This is a genomic window from Massilia paldalensis (genome assembly GCF_044901715.1).
In the GTDB taxonomy this organism is placed as follows: domain Bacteria; phylum Pseudomonadota; class Gammaproteobacteria; order Burkholderiales; family Burkholderiaceae_D; genus Telluria; species Telluria paldalensis.
On record NZ_JBJCIU010000004.1, the window covers coordinates 672,893 to 690,444 of the forward strand.

Annotated in this window: 14 protein-coding genes; 9 read left to right on the forward strand and 5 right to left on the reverse strand. The window is 66.1% G+C overall.

All coding sequences use genetic code 11. The annotated features are described in order from the left end of the window. Positions 1 to 148: 148 nt before the first annotated feature. Positions 149 to 1,075 carry a PfkB family carbohydrate kinase gene (locus ACI1V7_RS22420; protein WP_404534072.1) on the reverse strand — a complete coding sequence of 309 codons (927 nt, stop codon included), beginning with the start codon at positions 1,073 to 1,075 and terminating at the stop codon, positions 149 to 151. Between the two features lie 16 nt (positions 1,076 to 1,091). Beyond that, positions 1,092 to 1,706, reverse strand: coding sequence for a glutathione S-transferase C-terminal domain-containing protein (locus ACI1V7_RS22425; RefSeq protein WP_404534073.1), 615 nt, complete (start codon positions 1,704 to 1,706; stop codon positions 1,092 to 1,094). Positions 1,707 to 1,855: 149 nt separating this feature from the next. Here ACI1V7_RS22425 and purB point away from each other — a divergent pair, with 149 nt between their 5' ends. The 4 genes from purB (at position 1,856) to ACI1V7_RS22445 (ending at position 5,363) form a co-directional block, all read left to right on the forward strand. After that, entirely contained in the window at positions 1,856 to 3,232 is a 1,377-nt protein-coding gene (purB, locus tag ACI1V7_RS22430; protein ID WP_404534074.1) for an adenylosuccinate lyase, read from the forward strand. A 397-nt stretch (positions 3,233 to 3,629) separates the two neighbouring features. Further along, positions 3,630 to 4,169, forward strand: coding sequence for a cytochrome b (locus ACI1V7_RS22435; protein WP_404534075.1), 540 nt, complete (start codon positions 3,630 to 3,632; stop codon positions 4,167 to 4,169). 13 nt (positions 4,170 to 4,182) lie between these two features. After that, a complete protein-coding gene (locus ACI1V7_RS22440) occupies positions 4,183 to 4,737 on the forward strand; it encodes a YceI family protein (RefSeq protein WP_404534076.1) in 555 nt (184 codons plus the stop codon). 50 nt (positions 4,738 to 4,787) lie between these two features. Next, positions 4,788 to 5,363 carry a YceI family protein gene (locus ACI1V7_RS22445; protein WP_404534077.1) on the forward strand — a complete coding sequence of 192 codons (576 nt, stop codon included), beginning with the start codon at positions 4,788 to 4,790 and terminating at the stop codon, positions 5,361 to 5,363. Positions 5,364 to 5,469: 106 nt separating this feature from the next. Here the strand turns inward: ACI1V7_RS22445 and ACI1V7_RS22450 are convergent, their stop codons facing one another. Continuing rightward, on the reverse strand, positions 5,470 to 6,966 hold the full coding sequence (locus ACI1V7_RS22450) for a hypothetical protein (protein WP_404534078.1): 1,497 nt from the start codon (positions 6,964 to 6,966) through the stop codon (positions 5,470 to 5,472). Between the two features lie 339 nt (positions 6,967 to 7,305). Here ACI1V7_RS22450 and ACI1V7_RS22455 point away from each other — a divergent pair, with 339 nt between their 5' ends. From ACI1V7_RS22455 to ACI1V7_RS22465, 3 genes are all read left to right on the forward strand, one after another. Further along, positions 7,306 to 7,575: a GlsB/YeaQ/YmgE family stress response membrane protein gene (locus ACI1V7_RS22455; protein WP_020656446.1), complete on the forward strand. Its 270-nt coding sequence runs from the start codon at positions 7,306 to 7,308 to the stop codon at positions 7,573 to 7,575. A 90-nt stretch (positions 7,576 to 7,665) separates the two neighbouring features. Then, complete coding sequence (gene cls / locus ACI1V7_RS22460) at positions 7,666 to 8,925, forward strand: cardiolipin synthase (protein WP_404534079.1); 1,260 nt, start codon at positions 7,666 to 7,668, stop codon at positions 8,923 to 8,925. Between the two features lie 116 nt (positions 8,926 to 9,041). After that, the gene (locus ACI1V7_RS22465; protein WP_404534080.1) at positions 9,042 to 11,201 is read left to right on the forward strand and encodes a S46 family peptidase; all 2,160 of its coding nucleotides are present in this window, start codon (positions 9,042 to 9,044) and stop codon (positions 11,199 to 11,201) included. Positions 11,202 to 11,366: 165 nt separating this feature from the next. Here ACI1V7_RS22465 and ACI1V7_RS22470 read toward each other — a convergent pair whose 3' ends face one another. Beyond that, positions 11,367 to 12,851: a SulP family inorganic anion transporter gene (locus tag ACI1V7_RS22470; protein WP_404534081.1), complete on the reverse strand. Its 1,485-nt coding sequence runs from the start codon at positions 12,849 to 12,851 to the stop codon at positions 11,367 to 11,369. Positions 12,852 to 13,252: 401 nt separating this feature from the next. Here ACI1V7_RS22470 and ACI1V7_RS22475 point away from each other — a divergent pair, with 401 nt between their 5' ends. Then, positions 13,253 to 14,353, forward strand: coding sequence for an NADH:flavin oxidoreductase/NADH oxidase (locus ACI1V7_RS22475; protein WP_404534082.1), 1,101 nt, complete (start codon positions 13,253 to 13,255; stop codon positions 14,351 to 14,353). Positions 14,354 to 14,552: 199 nt separating this feature from the next. On the opposite strand, the gene ACI1V7_RS22480 is transcribed toward ACI1V7_RS22475, so the two are convergent. After that, the gene (locus ACI1V7_RS22480; protein ID WP_404534083.1) at positions 14,553 to 16,043 is read right to left on the reverse strand and encodes an APC family permease; all 1,491 of its coding nucleotides are present in this window, start codon (positions 16,041 to 16,043) and stop codon (positions 14,553 to 14,555) included. 243 nt (positions 16,044 to 16,286) lie between these two features. Between ACI1V7_RS22480 and ACI1V7_RS22485 the strand changes: the two genes are divergently transcribed. Then, positions 16,287 to 17,480 (forward strand): globin domain-containing protein, encoded by a 1,194-nt coding sequence (locus ACI1V7_RS22485; protein WP_404534084.1) that lies wholly within the window; start codon positions 16,287 to 16,289, stop codon positions 17,478 to 17,480. Positions 17,481 to 17,552: the final 72 nt, after the last annotated feature.

Sequence of the window (17,552 nt, forward strand, 5' to 3'; positions counted from 1 at the left end):
GTTTTTCGACGAAAACACGTTAAGTGTTTTTCGACGAAAACACGTTAAGTGTTTTCGTCGCCCCTGCGCAGGCAGGGGCCAATTTTGCGTTACGACGACGCGGACAATATTGGGTCCCTGCCTGCGCAGGGACGACGGATTGATGGCATCACCGCCAGCGCGCCACCCACTGGTCGTAGAACCCCAGGTCGCGCGGCACCGCGCCGGCCACGGCGCAGATGGCGCCGGCGAATTCGTTGGCGCGCGCCAGCGTCGTCTCCAGGGGCCAGTCGCGCTCCCGTCCCAGCAGCATGATCGCCGCGAAGGCATCGCCCGCCCCCGCCGTGTCGATCACGTACGGCGGCACCGGATTGTCGCGGTGCGCGAGCAGGCTGCCGTCGGCGCAGAAGGTCACGGAGCCGCGGTGGCCCAGCGTCACGACGAGCGTCTCCAGCATGAAGCGGTCCATCAGCGCGCGGCAGGCGGCGTGCACTTCCTCGGTGGCCAGCGGCGGATCGTCCGGGCCGATCTGGAAATACCACTGGAACAGCGCCTGCAATTCTTCCTCGTTGACCTTGACCACGTCGGCCGCCGTGAGCGCGCGCGCGACGAGTGGCTCGCCGGCCTGGCCCGGACGCAGGTTCAGGTCGAGGAAGCGCTTGGCCGGCGTCGCGTCCAGCACGGCGTTCAAGGCCAGGCGCGAACGCTCCTCGCGCTGGGCCAGGGTGCCGAAATAGATGCTGCGCGCGCCCTGCGCGCCGGCGGCGGCGATACTGTCGCGGGCCGCCTGCGGGTCGATGAAGTCGTAGGCCTGGCCGGGCAGCAGCGTGAGGCGCTGGCCATTGCCGGTGCGTTCGACGAGCATGCGTCCCGTTTCTTCCATGGGGTCGACCTGCACGCCCGTCTCCGGCATCACGAAGCGCTCGAACTCGGCGCGCACGGCCAGGCCGTTGCGGTCGTCGCCGATGCGCGTGATCAGCAGGGGCGGCAGCATGAAGGCGGCCAGGTGGCGCGCCACGTTGAACGGCGCGCCGCCGATGCCCTGCTCCGCCGGCAGTTCCTCGACCAGCGCTTCGCCGAATACGATGGTGGTCATGCCCTCGCTCCCGGCATCAGGCGGACGGTGGGGCGGTGTCCTTGAACGAGGGCCGTTCGGACAGCTTGTCGAACAGGCGCGCCAGGTTCGGGTAGTCGCCGCGCCAGTCGATCTCGGGGAAGCGGAAGGCGAGCCAGCCCAGCGTGCAGCCGACGGCCACGTCGGCCAGCGTGTAGTGGATGCCCATGCAGTAGGCCTGCTCGCCGAGCTGCTCGGACAACTGCTTCAAGCCCCCGTGGACCTTGCCCATCTGGCGGTCGATCCAGGCCTGGCTCTGCTGGCCGGCCGGGCGCCAGGCGCGCTCCAGGAAGGCGGCCACGGCCGCTTCCAGCACGCCGTCGGCCAGCGCTTCGCGCACCTTGACGTTGGCGCGGTCGCGGCTGTTGGCCGGCAGCAGCTTGCAGACGGGGGTCAGCGTGTCGAGGTATTCCACGATCACGCGCGAATCGTACATGGCGCTGCCGTCCTCCATCACGAGGCAGGGCACCTTGCCGAGGGGGTTGAATGCGGAGATGCTGGTTTCCGGCGCCCAGACGTTCTCGAGCTCGAACACATAGTCGAGCTTTTTCTCTGCCAGGACGACGCGCGCCTTGCGCACATAGGCACTGGTGACGGAACCGATGAGTTTCATACATGCACGGGTGGTGGGGTGGCCGACAGTATAGCATCGGGGCATCCCGCGCCGCGGGTCGGCGACGGCCCTGCAACGCCGCTAAATAAGGGACTTGACAAGGCGGCCGGTGGTAGAATCCACGCTTTTGCACATCCTTCCTGCCTGCCATGACCTCTACCACCTCCTCGACCCTGTCGGCCCTGTCCCCGCTGGACGGCCGCTACGCCGCCAAGACCGACAAGCTGCGCCCGATCCTGTCGGAAGCCGGTTTCATGCACCATCGCGTGAAAGTGGAGATCGCCTGGCTGCAGGCGCTGTCCCAGGCCGGCTTCGCGGAACTGAAGCCCTTCTCGGCCGACGCGAGCGCCCTGCTCGACAAGCTGGCCGCGGACTTCTCGGATGCCGACGCCGCCCGCATCAAGGAGATCGAAGCCGTCACCAACCATGACGTCAAGGCCGTCGAGTACTGGCTGAAGGAACAGGTCAAGGACGTGCCGGAACTGGTCGCGGCCAGCGAATTCATCCACTTCGCCTGCACCTCGGAAGACATCAACAACACCTCGCACGGCATGATGCTCAAGGCCGCCCGCGACGGCGTGCTGCTGCCGTCGCTGCAGGCGATCATCGCCAAGCTGACCGAGATCGCCCACGCCAACGCCGACCTGCCGATGCTGTCGCGCACCCACGGCCAGACCGCCAGCCCGACCACGCTGGGCAAGGAATTCGCCAACGTCGTGGCGCGCCTGCAGCGTGCCGTCAAGCGCATCGCCGACGTCGAAATCCTGGGCAAGATGAACGGCGCCGTGGGCAACTACAACGCCCACCTGTCCGCCTACCCGGGCTTCGACTGGCCGGCATTCTCGAAGAACGTCATCGAGCAGCGCCTGGGCCTCGTGTTCAACCCGTACACGATCCAGATCGAGCCGCACGACTACATGGCCGAACTGTTCGACGCCGTCGCGCGCACCAACACCATCCTGCTGGACCTGAACCGTGACATCTGGACCTATGTGTCGCTGGGCTACTTCAAGCAGAAGCTGAAGGCCGGCGAGATCGGTTCGTCGACCATGCCGCACAAGGTCAACCCGATCGACTTCGAGAACTCGGAAGGCAACCTGGGCCTGGCCAACGCCACCCTGCGCCACATGGCCGACAAGCTGCCCGTCTCGCGCATGCAGCGCGACCTGACCGACTCCACCGTGCTGCGCAATATCGGCGTCGGCTTCGGCTACGCCCTGCTGGCCTACGACAGCTGCCTGCGCGGCCTGAACAAGCTGGAAGTCAATCCGGCGCGCCTGGAGCAGGACCTGGACGCGAACTGGGAAGTGCTGGCCGAGCCGGTGCAGACCGTGATGCGCCGCTACGGCATCGAGAACCCGTACGAGCAGCTGAAGGAACTCACCCGCGGCAAGGGCATCACCCGCGAGGCGCTGCAGGAATTCATTGGCAAGCTGGCCGTGCCGCAAGAAGCGAAGGACCTGATGCTCGCCATGACGCCGGCCAACTACACGGGCCTGGCGGCGCAACTGGCCAAGGCGATCTGATCGCTTCAGCCGAGCACATGAAGAAACCGGGGCATGTCCCCGGTTTTTTTATGTCCGCGCGATACCGTCGCCTCGGCGCAGGCCGGGGCCCAATTTCTTCAAGCGAAGCGGCGTTGCTCGTCCTGCGACTTCGGATGAAAAATGGGGTCCCTGCCTGCACAGGGAGTCGTTTCCGGCAATGCCGGGAACGACAGCGTGGACTGCCGACTGTTCCATTAACTGAACAATGTTATCCGCCCAGGTGGCTTCCTGCCGATATTTGGAACCGCTAAAGTGTCCGTATTGCATTTCCTGTCGAGACGGCAAATCGTGCTAGTGTCTTGAAGGAAATGCCAGCGCCTTTCAATGCCTGAAAACATTGGTAATATTTACGCCAATCGACCTACGGAGCCGCAGCATGCAGCAGCGTTACACGAAGACCGCCATCGCCTTGCACTGGCTGATCGCCCTGCTGATCATCGGTGCGTTCACGCTGGGCCTGGTCATGACGAACATCCCCGGCTTCTCGATGACCAAGCTGAAGTACTTTGCCTGGCACAAGTGGGCGGGCGTGACCGTGCTGCTGCTGGCCGCGCTGCGCCTGCTGTGGCGCCTGTTTCACCGCCCGCCGACGCTGCCGGACGGCATGCCTGCATGGCAGCGCGGCGCGGCCCACGGCCTGCACCACCTGCTGTACGTGCTGATGTTCGCGGTGCCGGTGTCCGGCTATTTCTATACGCTGGCAGCCGGCTTCCCCGTCGTCTACTTCAACCTGTTCCAGCTGCCCGTCCTGATCGAGCGGAACCTGGAGCTGGCGGAAACCCTGAAAGCAGTCCATTACTGGCTCACCATGTCCATGGCCGCCCTGGTCGTGCTGCACGTGGCGGCCGCCCTGAAGCACGCCATCGTCGACCGCGACGGCACCATGCGCCGCATGCTGCCCGGCCGCTCCCTTTGAGAAGGAGAACACCATGCAACTGAATAAAACCGCCGTCGCCGCCATCTTGGCAGGCACCGTCCTGGCCGCGAGCGCCGCGCCGCTCAAGACCGACGTCGCCCACAGCAGCGTCACCGCCACCTTCAAGCAGATGAACGTGCCGGTCGAATCGCCGTTCAAGAAATTCACGGCCGCCATCGACTACGACGCGGCGCATCCGGAAAAAGCCACGGCGCGCGTCGACATCGACACGGCCAGCTTCGACATCGGTTCGGCCGACTACAACAAGGAAATCGCCAAGAAGGAATGGTTCAATGCAGCCCAGTTCCCGAAGGCGACCTTCGTGTCGACCGCGATCAAGCCGGCCGGCGCCGGCAAGCTGAACGTCACGGGCAACCTGACGATCAAGGGCAAGACCGCGCCCGTCTCCTTCCCCCTGAACGTCAAGGCGGAAGGCGGCAAACAGGTATTCGAAGGCCAGCTGCCGATCAAGCGGCTGACCTACAACATCGGCGAAGGCGAGTGGAAGGACACGAGCATGGTCGCCGACGATGTCGTCATCAAGTTCCGCGTCGCCGCGGCGCAGTAAGCAGTCGCGCAGTTAGCAGTCAACACCACCTATAAAACAGAGGATCCAATATGAAACTGAAGCACCTGAGCATGGCCATCCTGGCAGCCGCTTTCGCATCGAGCGCCTTCGCCGCCGCCGACACCTACAAGATCGACCCGAGCCACACCTACCCGAGCTTCGAAGCCGACCACATGGGCGGCCTGTCGACCTGGCGCGGCAAGTTCGACAAGACCGACGGCACCATCACCCTGGACCGCGCCGCCAAGTCGGGCACCGTCGACATCACCATCGATACCACCTCGATCGACTTCGGCCACGCCAAGATGAACGACCACGCCAAGAGCGCCGAGATCTTCGACACCGCCAAGTTCCCGACCGCGACCTACAAGGGCAAGCTGGTGTTCAAGGGCGACGTGCCGACCAGCGTCAACGGCGAGCTGACCCTGCACGGCGTGACCAAGCCGGTCACCCTGACCATCAACAAGTTCAAGTGCATCCAGCACCCGATGCTCAAGCGTGAAGTGTGCGGCGCCGACGCGTCGGCCACCTTCAAGCGCAGCGACTTCGGCGTGAGCTACGGCGATTCGTACGGTTTCAACATGGACGTCAAGCTGGCGATCCAGATCGAAGCCGTCAAGCAGTAATCTGCCGGATTCACCCATGCGAAAAGCCCCGGACACCGCAAGGTGCCGGGGCTTTTCGCATGGCGGGCACGTGGTGCCCACCCTACGCGCTATCGAAGCGCGCGGATCAACGGCCGTCGCGGTCCGAATCGCCCGGGATGGCGCGCTCGACGCGGTCCCACGCGGCGCGGCTGGCCGACTTGGCCTGCTGCCACGACAGGCGCGAATGGCCCTTCACGCGATCCCATTCGTCGGCCATGTGCGGCTCGGCCAGGTCGTAGTTCGGGAAGCGGCGGGCATTGTTGTAGCCCAGCGCATAGGCCGGCGAGTAGTCGTCGTAGGTGTAGCGCGGCGTGTAGTAGGCCTGGGTCTGGTAGTTGCTGCGCCAGTAGGCGTCTTCCTCGGTCGGGTTGACCAGGTGGCCGGCACCCTTGCCCAGCATGCCGCCGGCGATGCCGCCGATGGCCGCGCCGGCCGCCATGCCCACCGGGCCGCCCACGGCGCCCACGGCCGCACCGGCAGCCGCGCCGCCGCCCGCGCCGACGCCGCCGGCCAGGTTGTGCTCGTGCAGGTCGTCACCCGCCTTCGGGTTCACGACTTCGGCCGCGCCCTTGCCGGCCATGTCGCCGGCGATGCCGCCCGCGACGGCGCCGGCCACCATGCCGATCGGGCCGCCGACGGCGCCCAGTGCAGCGCCGCCCAGCGCGCCGGCGCCGGCACCCGTGCCTTGAGCCAGGTTATGTTCGTGCAGGCGGTCTTCGGCCTTCGGGTTCACCACTTCGCCCGCGCCGCGGCCGGCAGCACCGCCGGCCAGGCCGCCGATTGCGGCACCAGCGGCCATGCCGACCGGGCCTGCCACCGCGCCGGCGGCGGCGCCCAGCGCGGCACCCGTGCCGGCGCCCACGCCCTTGGCCATATAGTGTTCGCCGAGGTCGTCGCCGGCCTTCGGATTCACGACTTCGCCGACGCCCTTGCCGGCCATGCCGCCGGCGATGCCGCCGATCGCGGCGCCCGCCGCCATGCCGATCGGGCCGGCTGCTGCGCCGATGGCGGCGCCGGTGGCGGCACCTGCGGCAGCGCCGACACCGGTACCGATCACGTGCGAGCCGCCTTCGTCGGTGAAGGCTTTCTCGATGTGCGGCACGTCATCGTCGTTGCGCACGTTCACGCCCATCAGGATGCCGCCCTTCTCGATGCCTTCCTCATAGTGCTTGACGCGTTCTTCCGGGATGCCGGCGCCGATCAGCGCGCCGATCAGGCCGCCCGTGATGCCGCCCGCGCCGGCGCCGGCCAGCGCGGCCGCCAGCGGACCGGCCACGACCAGGCCCGCGCCCGGGATCACCAGCGTGGTGCCCAGCGCGGCCACGCCGGCCAGCACGGCGCCGATGGTGCCGCCGATACCGGCACCGGCAGCGGCGCCTTCGGCGGCCTTGCTGCCCAGTTCGGTCTCGGTGTCATTGAAATGGGTCTTGCGGGTCGAGTCCGACATCATCAGGTTGACGTCGTCCTTGTTGTAGCCGCGGGTGGAGATGGTGTTGTAGGCGCGTTCGGCGCTGGCGCGGTCCGGGAACAGGCCGGTGACCATGCGGTTCTGGTTATTGGTGCGGGTCGTATCGAAGCTCATGATGTGTCCTTTCAAGGTGGTATGCGCGGAATGCGCACTGCTTGTTGGAGGTGCCCAGTGGATGCAACGATAGGCTCGCTTACTGCACCGTTTCTGTTCGATGACGCACTCATTGGGGGATATTCCGCTCAGCATTAACTGACCGCCAGATCAGCATTGCGGCCGTTCCGATGCCTGTTCCGGCAGGCGCCAATCGCGGCGCAAGAACGCGCTTGGCGTTTGCGCATCTAACGTTCGTTGCCGCACCGACCCTGGGTCGCGGGCATCCCTAGACTGCACACATGGCCTCGTCAATCAATTGGCCTTGGTTATGTGTTCCCAACTTGAGGAGGAAGCAACATGTTGTTCATTATCTGGATCGTCGTCGGTGGCATTCTGGGCTGGCTCGCCAGCATGGTCATGAAAACGGATGCCGAACAAGGCATGATTCTGAACGTCGTGGTCGGTATCGTCGGCGCCTTCCTGGGCGGCTGGCTGCTCTCCCCGCTGTTCGGCTCGGGTACCATCAACTCGGATGACTTCAGCGTCTCGTCGCTGCTGGTGTCGTTCCTGGGTGCCGTCATCCTGCTGGCCATCGTGAACCTGCTGCGTCGCGGCCGCGTTCGTTAATAGCGTGCAGTGCGCTTTCTAAAAACCAACGCCTAACAGCGTTGGTTTTTTTACGTCCTGGAACCCTAGCTCATGCGTGTAAAACGTCCCATGCTCATCGCGATCACTTGCCTGGCCACCCTCGTCGCGGGCCTGCTCCTGCTGAACTTCCTGCCGGGCGAAAAGAAGATCGAGACGCAGCTCACGCGCCAGTACGATACCAATGACCCCCAGTTCCGGCGCTCGCTGGGCGTGCTGCTGGGACCGCCCATCGTCGAGGGCAACAAGGTCGACGTGCTGCTCAACGGCGACCAGATCTTCCCCGCCATGCTCGACGCGATCCGCGGCGCGAAGAAGACCATCAATTTCGAAACCTATATCTACTGGTCGGAGACGATCGGCCGCGAATTCGCCGACGCGCTGGCCGAGCGCGCACGCGCCGGCGTCAAGGTGCACCTGCTGCTGGACTGGGTGGGCAGCATGAAGATCGAGGAATCCTCGCTGAAGGCGATGCACGACGCCGGCGTCGAGGTGCACCGCTACCACAAGCCCGTATGGTGGAAGCTGGCGCGCCTGAACAACCGCACGCACCGCAAGCTGCTCGTGGTCGACGGCAAGGTCGGCTTCACGGGCGGCGTCGGCATCGCCGACAAGTGGCGCGGCAACGCCCAGGACGCCGACCACTGGCGCGATACCCACTTCCGCGTCGAGGGCCCCGTCGTCGGCCAGATGCAGGCCGTGTTCAACGACAACTGGACCAAGGCCACCGGCGTCGTGCTGGATGGCGAAGACTACTTCCCGGCGCTGCCGCCCGCCGGCACCATGCCGGCCCAGATGTTCTCCAGCTCGCCCACGGGCGGCAGCGAGAGCATGCACCTGATGTACCTGATGGCGATCACGGCCGCGCGCCACTCGATCCACCTGTCGAATTCCTATTTCGTGCCGGACGAACTGGCCGTGAAGGCGCTGGTGGCGGCCGCCAAGCGCGGCGTCGACGTGCGCATCATCACGCCCGGCCCCATCATCGATTCCGACGTCGTGCGCGCCGCCTCGCATGAGCGCTGGGGCGAACTGCTCGCGGCCGGCGTCAAGATGGCCGAGTACCAGCCGACGATGTTCCACGTCAAATCGCTGGTCGTCGATTCGCTGCTCGTGTCGGTCGGCTCGACCAACTTCGACAACCGCTCGTTCAGCATCAACGACGAAGCCAACCTGAACGTGCTCGACCCCGCGTTCGCGAAACAGCAGGAAGCCATCTTCGACGAGGACTGGAAGCGCGCCAAGCCGATCTCGCTGCAGAAGTGGCAGAACCGTCCGCTGATGGACAAGGCGGCCGGCAAAGTGGCCGACCTGATCGGCGGGCAGCTGTAAGGACGCGGTCCGGAGCGTTAGCGCTCACAGGAAATTAGCGGTTGACGCTGGGTCATCGCTTTGTGGATACTGTCGCGGCTCCCCGGAGCCACGACAACACACCATAAAGACACGCGATGAAAAAGACTCTCCTTTCGCTCGCCGTTTTCACGACCTTCGCCGCCCAGGCGGATGAAGGCATGTGGATGCCGCAGCAGCTGCCACAAGTAGCCCAGCAACTGAAAGCCGCCGGCCTGAAGCTCGATCCGGCTTCCCTGACCAAACTGACCGAATTCCCGATGGGCGCGGTGGTGAGCCTAGGCGGCTGCTCCGCGTCCTTCGTCTCACCGCAAGGCCTGGTGATCACCAACCACCACTGCGTGTACAACAGCGTGGCCGTGAACTCGACGCCCGAGCGCGACCTGTTGACCAACGGCTTCCTGGCGAAGACGCTGGGCGAGGAACTGCCGGCCGCGCCGGGCAGCCGCGTGTTCGTCACCGAAGAAGTCGCCAATGTCAGCGACCGCGTGATCACGCCGGCCGTGGCGAAGATGAAGGGCAAGGCCCGCGTCGAGGCGATGGAAAAGAACCAGAAGGCGCTGGTGGCCGAGTGCGAGAAGGACGCCGGCTACCGCTGCACCGTGGCCAGCTTCTACGGCGGCCTGGAGTTCTACCGCATCAAGCAGCTCGAGATCCGCGACGTGCGCCTGGTGCACGCGCCGCCGTCGGGCGTCGGCAAGTTCGGCGGCGACACCGACAACTGGATGTGGCCGCGCCACACGGGCGACTACGGCTTCTACCGCGCCTACGTGAGCCGCGATGGCAAGGCCGCCGACTTCTCGAAGGACAACGTGCCCTACCAGCCGAAGCACGTGCTGAAGATCGCCAAGGAAGGCGTCAAGGAAAACGACTTCATCATGGTCGTCGGCTACCCGGGCCGCACCAACCGCCACCGCCTGCCGTCGGAAGTGGCGTTCACCTTCGACTGGAATTACCCGGCCTTCGTGAAGGCATCGGGCGAGACGCTCGCCATCATCGAGCGCGAGACCAAGAACGATCCGGCCGCCAAGCTGAAATACGCGGGCCAGGTCGCCGGCGTGAACAACTACTACAAGAACCGCAAGGGCATGCTGACCTCGTACGCGGGCAGCGACATCCTGGCGCGCAAGACCGCCGAGCACAATGCGCTCAAGGCCTGGGTCAATGCCGACGCCAAGCGCCGTGCCGAATTCGGCGCCGACATCGAGGCCGTCGAGAAGCTGATCGCCCAGCGCGACGCCGCCACCAAGCGCGAGTTCTTCCTGTCCTACGCCACGCCGCGCTTCCTGAACTCGGCGCGCACGCTGTACCGCCTGTCGAACGAGCGCGCCAAGCCGGATGCCGAGCGCAAGTCGGGCTACCAGGAACGCGACCTGCCGCGCCTGACCTCCGTGATCACGGGCCAGGACCGCACCTACGTGGAAAACGTCGACAAGGCGCTGGTGCTGAACTTCCTGAAACAGTACAACGCCCAGCCGGCCAATGAGCACAGCGAAGCCTTCGACAACGCCCTCGGCATCAAGCCGGGCATGGACGAAGCCGCGCTGAAGGCGGCGCTGGACAAGGTCTACGCCGGTTCGAAGCTGCAGGACAAGGAATTCCGCACCGCGTGGATGAACAAGGCGCCGGCCGACTTCAAGGCCAGCAACGACAGCTTCATCAAGGCCGCCGTCGCCATGTACGACGCTGACCGCAAGGACGAGGCGAAGGAAGAAGAATTGGCCGGCAACATCCAGAAGGCCTACGCCAGCTACATGAAGGCCAAGATCGCCTACATGAACAGCAAAGGCCAGGCCGTCTACCCGGATGCCAACAGCACGCTGCGCGTCACCTTCGGCAACATCAAGGGCCGCGACTACGGTGCCGACGGCACCGGTTCCTGGACCGCCTTCACCACCGTGAAGGGCGTCGTCGCCAAGGCCACCGGCGAAGGCGAGTTCAATGCGCCGCAGAAGCAGCTGGACGCGATCCAGAAGAAGGACTTCGGCCGCTACGTCGATCCGGTCCTGAAGACCGTGCCGGTGAACTACCTGGCCACGCTGGACATCACCGGCGGCAACTCCGGTTCGGCCGCGCTGAACGACAAGGCCGAGCTGATCGGCCTGGCCTTCGACGGCACGCTGGACTCGATCATCTCGGACTGGGACTTCAACCCGCGCGCCACGCGCGACATCCAGGTCGACGTGCGCTACATCCTGTGGAACATGGAGAAGGTCGACCACGCGGACAACCTGCTGAAGGAAATGGGCGTCAACTAAGCAGCGCCCTGCCCCGCAAAGCCACGCCGCCTCCGGGCCGCGTGGCTTTTTTTCGACCTAATGAAAACGTCGTCCCCGCGCAGGCGGGGACCCAATTCCGCGAGCGTTCCCGCAATGCGCGCAACAATTGGATCCCTGCCTGCGCAGGGACGACGTGCCTCTGTCTCAGGCGCCGACGTCCACGCCCGCGCGCTGCAACAGCGCCTCACTACGCCTCGACAGGTGCAGCACCTGCAGGTGCTTGCCGGCCTTGTCGTAACGCTGGACCAGGCTTTCCATCGCGGCGATCGCCGAGTGGTCGGCCAGGTGCAGGTGGCGGCAGTCGACGACGACGCGCGCCGGATCGGTCGCGGGCGCGAACAGTTCCTGGAAATGGGCGCTCGACGCGAAGAACAGCGTGCCGTGGGGGCGGTAGGTGCGCACGCCCGGTTCGCCGTCGTCGACGTCGGCGCGCATGTCCAGCGCGTGCTGCCAGGCGAAGCTGAGGGCGGCGATCACGACGCCGCACATGACGGCCACGGCCAGGTCGGTGAACACGGTGATGATGGTGACGGCGACGATGACCAGCGCATCCTGTTTCGGCACCTTGCCCAGCACGCGCAGCGAGCCCCAGGCGAACGTCTCCTGGGCCACCACGAACATGACGCCGACCAGCGCGGCCAGCGGGATGTGGGCGATCAGCGGCGAGAGGAACAGGATGAACAGCAGGATCATGACGCCGCTGGTGAGGCCGGACAGGCGCGAGCGGCCGCCCGAGCTCAGGTTGATCATGGTCTGGCCGATCATGGCGCAGCCGCCCATGCCGCCGAACAGGCCGGAGACGATGTTGGCCCCGCCCAGCGCGATGCATTCGCGGTTCGGCTGGCCGCGCGTTTCCGTGATGTCGTCGGTGAGGTTGAAGGTCAGCAGCGTCTCGAGCAGGCCCACCATCGCCATCAGGGCGGCATACGGGAAGATGATGCGCAGCGTCGTCATGTCCAGCGGCACGGTGGGAACGTGGAAGGCCGGCAGGCCGCCGGCGATCTGCGCCAGGTCGCCCAGCGTGCGGGTCGGCAGCTGGAAGGCGTAGCCGAGCAGGCCGACGCCGAGGATGGCGACCAGGGCTGGCGGCACCGCCTTCGTCAGGCGCGGCAGCAGGTAGACGATGGCCATCGTCAGCAGCACCAGGCCGCCCATGATCAGCAGGGGCGTGCCCTGCAGCCAGGCTTCGCCGTGCGGCGTCTTCTCGCGGAAGTGCTCCAGCTGGGCCATCGCGATGACGATCGCCAGGCCGTTGACGAAGCCGAGCATGACGGGGTGCGGCACCATGCGGATCAGCTTGCCGAGCCGCAGCAGGCCGAACGCGGCCATCAGGATGCCGCCCAGGACGACGGTGGCCAGCAGGTACTGCACGCCATGCCGGGCGACGAGGGCCACGATCACCACCGCCATCGAGCCGGCGGCGCCGGAAATCATGCCCGGCCGGCCGCCGAAGATGGCCGTCAATGCGCAGATGATGGCGGCGCCGTACAGCCCCATGAGCGGATTGAGCTGCGCCACCAGGGCGAAGGCGATGCATTCCGGGACCAGGGCGAACGATGTCGTGAGACCGGCGAGGATGTTTTTTTGCGGGTTCGAGAACCACTCGTCTCGAAAGGCGTGATTGATCATGGGGCGAAAAGCCTGGCGCAGGCAGGCGTGCAATATGAAACGGTGAATAGTGAATGCGCGCGCGACCGGGACGATCGCGCGCACCCATGCTCGGGAACCTCCGGGTCGGAAGCCGTGGGGACGGTGTGGAGGTTCGCTTGTCGTTACATGGGTATGGGGGCAGCAGGATGATCGGGCGGCTCGCGCGGAGCCGGTGATGCAGCCGGGATTATACAAGATAAGCCCCAGCCGGACCGGCCGAGGCCGTCGCCGGCAGGTTTTGCGGCAATCGTGCATACTGTCGGGCCGCTTCCTCGCGGCCGCCGCGCCGGACATCCAACCTATCGCGCCGTCCCGCCAGGCATCGACCTTTCGCCGCGGACCTGTCCGCGGCCGTATTCATCCGACCGAAAAGATTACCCATGTCAGCACTGTTCACCCCTTTCACACTCAAGGACGTCACCCTGCGCAACCGCATCGCGGTGCCGCCGATGTGCCAGTACCAGGCCAATGACGGTTTCGTCAACGAATGGCACCAGGTCCACTACGCCGGCCTCGCGCGCGGCGGCGCCGGCCTGGTGATCGTGGAGGCGACCGCCGTGTCGCCGGAAGGCCGCATCACCCCGGGCTGCGCCGGCCTGTGGAGCGACGCGCAAGTCGAGGGCATGGCCCATATCGCCACCCGCATCAAGGCCGCCGGCGCCGTCGCCGGCATCCAGATCGGCCATGCCGGCCGCAAGGCCAGCGCCAACCGCCCGTGGGAAGGCGACGACCACATCCCGTCCACCGACGCCTATGGCTGGGACACCATCGCCCCGTCGGCGATCGCCTTCGGCAACAACCTGCCGAAAGTACCGAAGGAGATGACGCTGGACGACATCGCCCGCGTGAAATCGGACTTCGTCGACGCCGCCCGCCGCGCCCGCGAGGCCGGCTTCGAATGGCTGGAACTGCACTTCGCCCACGGCTACCTGGGCCAGAGCTTCCTGTCGCCGCACTCGAACAAGCGCACCGACGGCTACGGCGGCGACTTCGCCGGCCGCAGCCGCTTCCTGCTCGAGACCCTGGACGCCGTGCGCGCAGTCTGGCCGGCCAACCTGCCGCTGACGGCCCGCATGGGCGTCATCGAATACGACGGCAAGGACGAAGAGACGCTGGCCGAATCGATCGAGCTGACCCGCATGATGCGCGCGCGCGGCCTGGACATGCTGAGCGTGAGCGTCAACTTCACCATCCCGGACGTGAACATCCCCTGGGGCCCGGCCTTCCTCGGCCCGGTGGCCAAGCGCGTGCGCGAACAGGCCGGCCTGCCGGTGGCATCCGCCTGGGGCTTCGACGGCCCGAACCTGGCCGAGCGCGCCGTGGCCGACGGCCAGCTGGACCTGGTGATGGTGGGCCGCGCCCACCTGGCCAATCCGCACTACCCGCTGCAGGCCGCCAAGGAACTGGGCATCGAGCGCCCGACCTGGGTGCTGCCGGCGCCGTATGCGCACTGGCTGGAGCGCTACAGCATGCAGAAGTAAGCGCCTGCTTGCGCACATCCCCACATCATCTCGCTGCCACTGGCAGATGAACCGTCGTCCCTGCGCAGGCAGGGACCCGATGTGAAGTGCCGAAGCCGCAGACAACAAAAAGCCGCGTCCCCATCAAGGTACGCGGCTTTTTTCATTGATGCCGACTTCGGTGCGGAAATTGGGTCCCCGCCTGCGCGGGGACGACGTATCAAGGCTGGTGGGTCACTTCGGACGCAGGCACCTTGTTCAAGCGGCTGTGCCGGATGCCGTACCCGAAGTACGTCACCACCGCCACCGCCATCCACAGGGTGAACACGACATAGGTCGTGTGCGACAGCCCGAACACGAGGTACAGGCAGGCCAGGATCGACAGGCCCGGCACCAGGTACGGCCCGAACGGCACGCGGAACCCCTTGCGTCCCGTCTCGCCCTGCTTGGCGCGGATCACCGGCACGGCGATGGAGACGACGATGAAGGCGGTCAGCGTGCCCATGCTTACCATGTCCCACAGGAAGGTGGCGTCGACCAGGCCGGCGACGAGGCCGACGACGAGGCAGACGATCACGGTATTCGCCACCGGCGACTTGGTGCGCGGATTCACGGCCTGGAACGCCTTCGGGATCAGGCCGTCGCGCGAGATCGCATACAGGATGCGCGTCTGGCCGTAGATCGTCACCAGCGTCACCGAGAACACGGAGATCACGGCGCCGGCCGACAGCACCAGCGCGGGCCAGGCCTTGCCGGTGACGTTCTGCAGGATGACGGCGAGGCCCGCCTCCTGCCCTTCGAACATGCGGGCCGGCTGGGCGCCCATCGCGGCCACGGCCACCAGCATGTAGAACACGGTGACGATGACGAGGGCCGCCAGGATCCCGATCGGCACGTTGCGGGTCGGGTTCTTGACCTCCTCGCCGGCGGTGGCGATGGTGTCCAGGCCGATGAAGGAGAAGAACACGGTGCCGGCCGCCGCCGTCACGCCGGCCATGCCGCCCAGCCCATGGCTGGTGGCGGAGGCATAGAACGGGTGGAAGTTGTTGATGTCGAAGCCGGTGAACGCGATCGCCGAGAAGAACACGAGGATCGCCAGCTTGATGACCACCATGATGGCATTGGTCGTCGCCGATTCCTTGGTGCCGCGCACCAGCAGCACGCAGCACAGCACCACCAGCAGGATCGGCGGCAGGTTGATGTGGCCAGCGTGGAGCTCCACGCCGTTCTTGCCGGCGACGACCAGGGGCGAGCGCAGCGCGTCCGGGATGTGCCAGCCGAGCGCGTTCTGCAGGAAGTTGTTCAGGTAGTCGGACCAGCCGATCGCCGTGGCGCTGGCCGCCAGCCCGTATTCGAGCAGCAGGCAGGCGGCGACGACGAAGGCGCCGAACTCGCCCACGGTGGCGTAGGCGAAGGAATAAGAGGATCCCGATGCCGGCACGCGGTCGGCCAGTTCGGCGTAGCACAGCGCGGTCAGGCCGGCCGTGATCGCCGCAAACAGGAAGGACAGCACGACGGCCGGACCGGCCTTGGGCACCGCCTCGACCATCGTGAAGAAGATGCCCGTGCCGATGGTGGCGCCGACGCCGATCATCGTCAGCGGGAACAGGCCAAGCGACCTGCCCAGGCCACCGCCATGCGCATGCCCGGCTTCGAACTGGTGCTGGGAATTCTTGGTTCGGAAGAGCTTTTGGCCCAAGGTCTCGTTCACGGGTAGTGTCCTCTGTCGCGGGTCGCGGTCACGCTGTCGTCATGCGGATGAGATATACCCACCCAAAACCTGCGATTATAGGGCCTTTGCCAGTGCTATCTTCAATGCAAGAAAAAATAACTTCTAAAAGATGCATTTGCTGTGCATCTTTGATTACAATGGTCGCGTTGCCGCCGGATTCGTCCCGTCGGCATTTTTTGAGGCACAAACATTCATTTTAAATACATCATTAAAGGACCGATCATGATCTCCGACACTTCCCGCCCCTACATCGATGCCAGCGTGCCCGTCCTGCGCGCGCATGGCGCCACGATCACCAGCCGCTTCTACGCCGACATGCTCGGCACGCACCCGGTGCTGACCCGCCTGTTCAACATGGGGAACCAGGCGCAGGGGCGCCAGCAGCAGTCGCTGGCGGCGGCGGTGTTCGCGTACGCGGCCAATATCGGCAATCCGGCGGCCCTGGGTCCGGTGATCAACCGCATCGTCCACAAGCACGTCTCGGTCGGCATCCGCGCCGAGCACTACCCGATCGTCGGCCACCACCTGATCAAGGCCATTGCCGACACGCTGGGCGACGCCGCCACGCCGGCCCTGCTGGACGCCTGGCGCGAAGCCTATGGTTCGCTGGCCAGACTGCTGATGCAGGCCGAGGCCGAGATGTACGCCACGGCCGGCATCGCGCCGGGGGACACGCGTCCGATGCGCGTGCTGGAGGTGGTGCGCGACAGCGACAACGTGCTGTCGATCCGCTTCGAACCGGCCGACGGCCTGCCGCTGCCCGCCTTCCGCGCCGGCCAGTACGTCAGCGTCGCCGTCGACCTGCCGGGCGGCCGCCACCAGCTGCGCCAGTACAGCCTGTCCGATGCGCCGGACGGACGCACGATGCGCATCTCGGTCAAGCGCGAGGACCCGACGGCGGACGCGCCCGCCGGCGACGTGTCGAACTGGCTGCACGCCAACGTGGCGGCGGGGTCGACGCTGCAGGTCTCGCATCCGTTCGGCGAGTTCACGCCGGATACCGAATCGGATCGTCCCATCGTGCTGCTGTCGGCCGGCATCGGCATCACGCCGATGGTGGCGGCCGTCAAGCGCATCGCCCAGGTGGCGCCGCAACGCCGCGTGATCTTCGCGCACGCCGCGCGCGATGCCGCCCACCATGCGCTGGGGGCGGAAGTCGAGGCGCTGAAAGCCGTCATGCCGAACCTGGCGGTCGTGAATTTCTATGAAGAGACGGACGGCGCGGATGGCGTCCACTCGGGCCGCATGGACCTGGCGAAGCTGCCGGCCTGGCAGCACGAGGATACCGACGTGTACCTGTGCGGGCCGCACAAGTTCATGCAGGGGCAGTGGCTGGCGCTGCTGCAGGCGGGGGTGCCGGCCGGCCGCCTGTATCGCGAGGTGTTCGGGCCGGAATTGCTCGACCATCTGCTCTGATGGTCCGGTGGGCATGTGATGTCCACCCTACTCAGGGCTCAGCCGTAGGGTGGGCACCACGTGCCCACCATC

What these genes read in the sequence shown, in the direction of transcription:
- ACI1V7_RS22475 (WP_404534082.1), top strand. Translation starts at nt 13,253, where the DNA reads ATGTCAGCACTGTTCACCCCTTTCACACTCAAGGACGTCACCCTGCGC.
- purB (WP_404534074.1), top strand. Translation starts at nt 1,856, where the DNA reads ATGACCTCTACCACCTCCTCGACCCTGTCGGCCCTGTCCCCGCTGGAC.
- ACI1V7_RS22485 (WP_404534084.1), top strand. Translation starts at nt 16,287, where the DNA reads ATGATCTCCGACACTTCCCGCCCCTACATCGATGCCAGCGTGCCCGTC.
- ACI1V7_RS22420 (WP_404534072.1), bottom strand. Translation starts at nt 1,075, where the DNA reads ATGACCACCATCGTATTCGGCGAAGCGCTGGTCGAGGAACTGCCGGCG.
- ACI1V7_RS22450 (WP_404534078.1), bottom strand. Translation starts at nt 6,966, where the DNA reads ATGAGCTTCGATACGACCCGCACCAATAACCAGAACCGCATGGTCACC.
- ACI1V7_RS22435 (WP_404534075.1), top strand. Translation starts at nt 3,630, where the DNA reads ATGCAGCAGCGTTACACGAAGACCGCCATCGCCTTGCACTGGCTGATC.
- ACI1V7_RS22445 (WP_404534077.1), top strand. Translation starts at nt 4,788, where the DNA reads ATGAAACTGAAGCACCTGAGCATGGCCATCCTGGCAGCCGCTTTCGCA.
- ACI1V7_RS22455 (WP_020656446.1), top strand. Translation starts at nt 7,306, where the DNA reads ATGTTGTTCATTATCTGGATCGTCGTCGGTGGCATTCTGGGCTGGCTC.
- ACI1V7_RS22470 (WP_404534081.1), bottom strand. Translation starts at nt 12,851, where the DNA reads ATGATCAATCACGCCTTTCGAGACGAGTGGTTCTCGAACCCGCAAAAA.
- cls (WP_404534079.1), top strand. Translation starts at nt 7,666, where the DNA reads ATGCTCATCGCGATCACTTGCCTGGCCACCCTCGTCGCGGGCCTGCTC.
- ACI1V7_RS22425 (WP_404534073.1), bottom strand. Translation starts at nt 1,706, where the DNA reads ATGAAACTCATCGGTTCCGTCACCAGTGCCTATGTGCGCAAGGCGCGC.
- ACI1V7_RS22465 (WP_404534080.1), top strand. Translation starts at nt 9,042, where the DNA reads ATGAAAAAGACTCTCCTTTCGCTCGCCGTTTTCACGACCTTCGCCGCC.
- ACI1V7_RS22440 (WP_404534076.1), top strand. Translation starts at nt 4,183, where the DNA reads ATGCAACTGAATAAAACCGCCGTCGCCGCCATCTTGGCAGGCACCGTC.